Source organism: Lapillicoccus sp. (assembly GCF_025353065.1).
Lineage (GTDB): Bacteria > Actinomycetota > Actinomycetes > Actinomycetales > Dermatophilaceae > Lapillicoccus.
Window position 1 is genome coordinate 1 of the sequence record NZ_JANXRJ010000198.1, and the last position, 5,679, is coordinate 5,679.

General features: G+C 72.0%; 6 protein-coding genes and 1 pseudogene. All 7 read left to right on the forward strand.

Annotated features, from left to right (window positions below; all coding sequences use genetic code 11):
• The coding region (locus Q0R63_RS15305) for an Hsp70 family protein (protein ID WP_295699049.1) at window positions 1-920 on the forward strand (920 nt) is incomplete at its 5' end.
• Window positions 917-1,606, forward strand: coding sequence for a nucleotide exchange factor GrpE (gene grpE / locus Q0R63_RS15310; RefSeq protein WP_295699051.1), 690 nt, complete (start codon window positions 917-919; stop codon window positions 1,604-1,606). The genes Q0R63_RS15305 and grpE, both read left to right, overlap by 4 nt.
• 80 nt (window positions 1,607-1,686) lie before the next feature.
• Window positions 1,687-2,706, forward strand: a complete 1,020-nt coding sequence (locus Q0R63_RS15315; protein ID WP_295699054.1) for a DnaJ C-terminal domain-containing protein — start codon at window positions 1,687-1,689, stop codon at window positions 2,704-2,706.
• 106 nt (window positions 2,707-2,812) lie between these two features.
• Window positions 2,813-3,280: a MerR family transcriptional regulator gene (locus tag Q0R63_RS15320; RefSeq protein WP_295699057.1), complete on the forward strand. Its 468-nt coding sequence runs from the start codon at window positions 2,813-2,815 to the stop codon at window positions 3,278-3,280.
• Window positions 3,281-3,290: 10 nt separating this feature from the next.
• Window positions 3,291-4,202, forward strand: a complete 912-nt coding sequence (locus Q0R63_RS15325) for a hypothetical protein (protein ID WP_295699059.1) — start codon at window positions 3,291-3,293, stop codon at window positions 4,200-4,202.
• A gap of 38 nt (window positions 4,203-4,240) precedes the next feature.
• The gene (locus Q0R63_RS15330) at window positions 4,241-5,065 is read left to right on the forward strand and encodes an enoyl-CoA hydratase-related protein (protein WP_295699062.1); all 825 of its coding nucleotides are present in this window, start codon (window positions 4,241-4,243) and stop codon (window positions 5,063-5,065) included.
• Window positions 5,066-5,231: 166 nt separating this feature from the next.
• A pseudogene (locus tag Q0R63_RS15335) lies at window positions 5,232-5,679 on the forward strand (hypothetical protein); the annotation flags it as partial.

A 5,679-nucleotide genomic window follows, 5' to 3' on the forward strand; every position in this document is an offset into this window, starting at 1 on the left:
CCGGCGGCAAGGAGCCCAACAAGGGCGTCAACCCCGACGAGGTCGTCGCCGTGGGCGCGAGCCTGCAGTCCGGTGTCCTCAAGGGCGAGCGCAAGGACGTCCTGCTCATCGACGTCACCCCCCTCAGCCTCGGCATCGAGACCCAGCACGGCCGCTTCACCAAGCTCATCGAGCGCAACACCGCGATCCCGACCAAGCGCAGCGAGATCTTCACGACGGCCGACGACAACCAGCCGTCCGTCCTCATCCAGGTCTTCCAGGGTGAGCGCGACATCGCGCAGCACAACAAGGGGCTCGGCACCTTCGAGCTGACCGGCATCGCGCCGGCTCCGCGCGGTGTGCCGAAGATCGAGGTCACCTTCGACATCGACGCCAACGGCATCGTGCACGTCTCCGCCAAGGACCAGGGCACCGGCAAGGAGCAGTCGATGACGATCTCCGGCGGGTCCGCGCTGGGCAAGGACGAGATCGAGCGGATGGTCCGCGACGCCGAGCAGCACGCCGACGAGGACAAGAAGCGCGTCGAGGAGATCGAGGCCCGCAACACCGCGGAGCAGCTCGTCTACTCGACCGAGAAGTTCCTCGTCGACAACGCCGAGAAGATCCCCGCCGCCGAGAAGGGCGAGGTCGAGACCGCTCTCGCCGCGCTCAAGGTCGCGGTCGGCACCAAGGAGTCCCCGGGCACCGACGTCGAGGACATCACGGCCAAGACGAGCGCCCTCTCCGAGGTCTCGCAGAAGATGGGCCACGCGATGTATGCCGCGGCCTCCAGCGAGGGTGCGGCCGGCGGAACCGACGGTGGCACAGGCGGATCGGCGGGTCCGCAGGACTCCGCCAGGTCGAGCGCGGCGGACGAGGACATCGTCGACGCCGAGGTCGTGGACGAGGACGAGGACGAGAAGCCTCAGGACAAGAAGTGACCGACCATCCCGGTGAGTTCGACCGGAGCGATCACAGCGGTCAGGCGGGCTCCGACAAGCCCGACGAGGAGATCGTCATCGAGCCCGACGAGGTCGTCGTCGAGCGGGCCGGATCGGCATCGGTCGACCCCGGCGACGACGACTACGACGCGGCCATCGAGGCGGAGTTCTTCAACACCGAGGCCCAGAACGACGGTGTGACAGCGCACGACGGTGTGACACCGGAATCCGCTGGTGGCGCGACTGCGTCGGTGGCGCCGGGCGCGGCCAACGTCGACTACCTCGAGGACCTCCGCCGGCTCCAGGCCGAGTACGTCAACTACAAGCGCCGTGTCGACCGCGACCGTGATGTCGCCAAGGAGCAGGGCGTCGGCCAGGTCGTCGTCTCGTTGCTGCCGGTCCTCGACGACATCCACCTCGCCCGCGAGCACGGTGACCTCGAGGGCACCCCGTTCGCCTCGATCGCCGACAAGCTCGACGGCATCCTCGGCCGGTTCGGCGTGACCCGGCTCGGGGCTGCTGGCGAGGAGTTCGACCCCGCGGTGCACGAGGCCCTCATGCACGTCGAGGCCGACCTGCCCGAGGGCACGACCGCGACCACGGTCGTGCAGGTGCTGCAGCCCGGGTTCAAGGTGGGGGAGCGGGTCGTGCGACCGGCCCGGGTGTCGGTTGCCGACCCCCGGTGACGGGGGCGGCCCGCGCCGGCGAGGCGCGGCATACCGAACGGGCAGTGGTGGCAACGTGATGCGAGCGGAGGGACGTCGAGATGGCGAGCCAGGACTGGTTTGAGAAGGACTTCTACGCCACCCTCGGCGTCCCCTCCGACGCCGACGCCGCGGCGATCAAGAAGGCCTACCGCAAGCTCGCGCGCAAGCACCACCCCGACCAGACGTCGGGCAACGCGGCGTCCGAGCTGAAGTTCAAGGAGGTCGGCGAGGCCTATTCCGTCCTCTCCGATCCCGAGCAGCGCAAGGAGTACGACCAGGTCCGGGCCATGGCCCGGGGCGGTGCCCGCTTCACCTCCGGCGGCAGCGGCGGTGGGGGCGGGTTCGAGGACCTGTTCTCGAGCTTCGGTGGCGGCGGGGGGGCCGGCAGCCGGACCCGTTACACGACCGGCGGGCAGCCGGGAGCCTCACCCGACATCAACGACCTGCTGGGCAGTCTCTTCGGCGGTCAGGGCGGGGCGCCCGGCGGCTTCTCCGGCGGCTTCGACCCCTACGGCGCCACCCGCGGCCCCCGCAAGGGCAGCGACGTGCAGGCGCGGGTGACCCTCCCCTTCCGCGACGCCGTGTCGGGGACCACCTCGGCCTTCACCGTCAACGGCGACCGGGTGACCACCCGCATCCCGCCCGGGGTCCGCGACGGACAGAAGATCCGGTTGCGGGGCAAGGGCGCTCAGGGTGACCCGGGTGCCGGAGCGGGCGACCTGATCATCACCGTGACCGTCGAGAAGCACCCGGTCTTCGGCCGGGACGGCGACAACCTCACCGTCGACCTGCCCGTGACCTTCGCCGAGGCAGCGCTCGGCGCCACCGTCCAGGTCCCGACCCTGGACGGCGCCGCCGTCAAGGTCAAGGTCGCGCCCGGCACCCCCGGTGGGCGCACCCTGCGGGTCAAGGGCCGCGGCGTCACCCGGGACGGCACCACCGGCGACCTGCTGGCCAAGGTGCAGATCCTCGTGCCGCAGCGGCTCACCGACGCGGCCAAGGAAGCCCTCGAGCGGCTGCAGGCCGACGAGGTCGACCTGGACCCGCGGGCCGAGCTCTTCGAGCGCGCCCGCACCTGACGCCGGTATGCCGTGGTGCCCGGGAATCCCGTTGCTGCGGCAGCGCGTTCATCAGGACACCACGGCATCCCGTCGGTAGCAGCCCAGCGCACGAGCGAAGGAGGCGATGACGATGATCACCGGTCCCGGCTCGGCGGGCTTCGGCCCCGAGGACGACACCCCGGTCTTCGTCATCTCCGTCGCCGCGCAGCTCGCGGGGATGCACGCCCAGACCCTGCGGCAGTACGACCGGATCGGCCTGGTCTCCCCGTCGCGCACCCGCGGTGGCGGGCGGCGCTACTCCGGGCGCGACGTCGCCCGGCTGCGCGAGGTGCAGCGGCTCTCCCAGGAGGAGGGTGTCTCGCTCGCCGGCATCCAGCGCATCCTCGACCTCGAGAACCAGGTCACGGCGCTGCGCCTCCGGGTCGCCGAGTTGCGCACCGAGGTCGAGCGAGCCCGCGCCAGAACGGAACCCGGCTCCCGCATCTTCGCCGCAGGGACCGGTGGCGACATCATCAGCGTCCGTCCCGGCCAACGACCGCCGCGACTGATCGGCTCGACCCAGGCGCTCGTGGTCTGGCGGCCCATGCGGTGACGAGCCGACGATGAGGTGGCCTGAGCCCGCCTTCGAGACCTTCGAGGTGACCGAGCGCTCGGCCCGCGGTCGGCGGGATGACGCGGCGGCCGGACGACGGGTCGTGATCCCGCTCTACTGGCAGGACGCGCCTGACGGCGCTGCCACCGGCGTCTCTCCGGACGACACGTGGCCGGACCGAGCTCGTCCGGGGTCGGGGGAGCGGGCGGTGAGAGCAGAGCTGCGCACCCTGACCGTGGTGTGCGCGACCGGTGGCGGCCTGGAGGAGGCTCGCGGCTGGCTGCCGTCACTCGGTGCCTTCGAGGACTTCTGGCGTGGCGTCGAGTCGGCCGCGGGGGGCTGCGCCCCCAGCTCCCGTCCCGCGGTGCCACCCGCCGACCCCTGGACGATCGTGCTGGCGCCCGTGGTCTGGCCGCCGACGGCGCGGGTCCGGCTCATCCTGCGCCCCGGTGACTGGCAGATCCTCGCCGAGTGCCTGCGACAGCGGTATGCCGGGGGGTCGGATGCCCGGGCAGCGTTGTCCGACACCGAGGTCGTGGCCCGACACCTCGCGCGGATCGACGGGGAGCAGGACTGGGGATACCTCTATCTCGAGGTCCGGAGAGGCCACCCGGGAGGGCGGCTCGTGCAGACCGTCTCGATGGAGTGGCGGGCCGCCTGGGGGGCCGCGGCATACCGGATCGGCCAGGCGGACAGGAACCTGGTCAGCGATCTGGAGCAGCACCGGTTCGCGGCCGGGGGCATGGCGTTTCGCGTCCGCGAGCTGCCGGAGTGGGATCGCGTCGCGGCGTTGAAGGCGCTGCGGCTGCCTGCGGCGGGGAGCTTCCGATGGGTGATGAGCCCGCTGTCGCGGGTGACGGCGGTCTTCGACGAGGTCGCTCCGACCCGCGAGCCCGACGGTCCGCAGGACGCCCGCACCTGACCCGGTCGGCCGCCATTCGGGCGATCTAGACTCGCGCGATGACCGAGATCGATGTCCGACCCATCGCCACCGACGACCCGGGGGCCGGCGACGCGGCATACGAGCACATCCGCGTCGAACGGTCCGGCGACACGGTCACCATCACGATGGCCCGCGCCGCTCGGCGCAACTCGCTGTCCGAGGACCACCTCCGGGAGCTGCTGGCTGCCTTCCTCGAGACCGGACGTGGCAACGCCAAGGCGATCGTCCTCGCGGCCGACGGGCCGGTCTTCAGCGCGGGGCACGACTTCGCCGACGTGGCCGCGCGAGACGTCGACGGCGTCCGCGACCTGCTGCGACTGTGCACGGCGGTGATGCAGGCGATCGAGTCGGTGCCCCAGGTGGTCGTCGCCCGGGTGCACGCGCTGGCCACTGCGGCGGGCTGCCAGCTCGTCGCCTCCTGCGACCTCGCCGTGGCGGCGCAGTCGGCCGGATTCGCGCTGCCCGGTGGCAAGGGCGGCTGGTTCTGCCACACCCCGGCGGTGCCCGTCGCCCGGAGCATCGGCCGCAAGCGCCTGATGGAGATGGCGCTGAGCGGTGACGTCGTCGACGCGACGACGGCCGCGGACTGGGGCCTGGTCAACTACGCCGTCCCCGACGACGAGCTCGACTCGGCCGTCGCGGAGCTCGTCGCGCGCACGACCCGCGGCAGTGCCTCGGCCAAGGCGCTCGGCAAGCAGACGCTCTACGCCCAGCTCGACCGTCCCGAGCGCGACGCGTATGCCGTGGCGCTCGAGGTGATGGCCGGCGCCAGTCAGTCGGACGCCGCGAAAGAGGGCATGGCGGCCTTCCTGGGGAAGCGGCCGGCCGTCTGGCCGTCCTGACGTTGTGGGTGATTTATACCATTTAAGATGAAAATAGCTATTTGACCGATGTGTCGGCCGCGCTGCGTGCATAGCGTCCCTCTCAGCGTCATCCGCCAACGGCTCCCCTGGTGGGCCATCCCCACCGCCGGCGGTTGACGACGTCACGATCGGACCTCACCCCTCCATGTTCCCTGTCGACCGCCCCGACCCCACGGGCTCTCCCGGCCCCACGCATACCGCGGAATCCGCCTCTGTCCCAGACCTGCTCGATGTCAGCGTCGCGACCGCGACCAGCACCTCCCCGGCCCCCACCGCTCGGCGTGCCGTGTTGCGCTCGATCGTGGTCGCCGCTGCCGGTGCCGGTGTGACGACTCTCGGAGCGACCGCCGGGTCGCGGCTGCTCGGACCCAGCAGCAGCTCGATCTCGTCCCGCGGGTATGCCGCCGCATCGCCCGCAGCCCTGGTGACTGCCGTCGCGCCTGTCCCCGTGCCGGCCGCGGCACCCCCCGCGCCGATGAAATCCGCCGCGCCCCCCGTGCCGATGAAATCCGCCGCCGTTGCCCCGCTGACGGCGGGATCCGTCGCCGCGCCGGTCGCGCCCGCCGCGCCGGTCGCGCCCGCCGCGCCGGTGG

What these genes read in the sequence shown, in the direction of transcription:
- Q0R63_RS15315 (WP_295699054.1), top strand. Translation starts at nt 1,687, where the DNA reads ATGGCGAGCCAGGACTGGTTTGAGAAGGACTTCTACGCCACCCTCGGC.
- Q0R63_RS15320 (WP_295699057.1), top strand. Translation starts at nt 2,813, where the DNA reads ATGACGATGATCACCGGTCCCGGCTCGGCGGGCTTCGGCCCCGAGGAC.
- Q0R63_RS15325 (WP_295699059.1), top strand. Translation starts at nt 3,291, where the DNA reads ATGAGGTGGCCTGAGCCCGCCTTCGAGACCTTCGAGGTGACCGAGCGC.
- Q0R63_RS15330 (WP_295699062.1), top strand. Translation starts at nt 4,241, where the DNA reads ATGACCGAGATCGATGTCCGACCCATCGCCACCGACGACCCGGGGGCC.